The sequence below is a fragment of the Tolypothrix sp. VBCCA 56010 genome, from assembly GCF_050875635.1.
Classification (GTDB): domain Bacteria; phylum Cyanobacteriota; class Cyanobacteriia; order Cyanobacteriales; family Nostocaceae; genus Hassallia.
In genome coordinates this window covers 1-841 of sequence record NZ_JBPAOH010000380.1, presented here as the reverse complement: position 1 = coordinate 841, position 841 = coordinate 1, and the positions used below count along the sequence as shown (strand labels likewise).

The 841-nt window shown below is 43.5% G+C and carries 2 protein-coding genes; both read right to left on the bottom strand.

From position 1 onward, the window contains the following. A partial coding sequence (locus AABK37_RS41605; RefSeq protein ID WP_432557215.1) for a transposase occupies positions 1-500 on the bottom strand: 500 nt, incomplete at its 3' end. A gap of 112 nt (positions 501-612) precedes the next feature. Further along, on the bottom strand, positions 613-841 hold a 229-nt coding region (locus AABK37_RS41600; RefSeq protein ID WP_432557214.1), incomplete at its 5' end, for a helix-turn-helix domain-containing protein.

The window sequence follows — 841 nt, the reverse complement described above, 5'->3', positions numbered from 1 at the left end:
CGTTTAAGTAAGCGACGCACCAAAATACTGAACCATAGCTCGATTTGATTGAGCCAAGAGGAGTGTTTTGGTGTGTAAACAAAGCGAATTCGATGGGACGTATCTTGTAAAAATTCTGCTCGGGTTGCCATTGACTGGAGAATACCCTGCTGACCTTTAATACCGAGATTCTGATGAATTTGACAAACATTAGCTACCCATCTGACAAGTGACTCTGACTGGTGAGTATTTAACTGTTCCAAAAGAAAAATCCACTCCCCATTAGGGTCAGATGCTACAGTTTGTTGAATATGAGCTAAAAAATCTTCTTCTGTGCGAGTTTGACCAATTGAGGGGGAAATTACTTGTGCAGTAGCAACTTCTAAATTTGCGATTAAGCATTGAGTACCGTGACGCTTGTACTCAAATTCCTGACGCTCAACTTGTCCTGGTTCCATTGGTGCAGTGGTTGCTGCTCGCTCTAAGGCTTGAATTCCAGTCTTTTCATCTGTGCTAATCACATGCACTCCCATTGAATGCAACTCGAAAGCCTGGGCATACAAATCACACACTGTTGTTACCTGCTGTTCAAACTCTTTGGGATCTTGAGGATTGGCATTAAGCCAGTATCGGCTACGATGAGGTTTTAAATCGGTTTCTTTTTAAAAATCGCTGCACACTACCAGCAGAAATACTTTCTACAACCCCTCTTTTGATCGCTGCGTCGGCTAATTCCTCTCCACTCCAATGGCTTATCGGATATCCTGAGGCTTCTGGCTTTTCACAAGCTATTGCTATGATCTGAGTAACCTGCTCGGCACTAAACTTTACTGGTGCACCCTCTCGCGGTTGATCCCAAAGT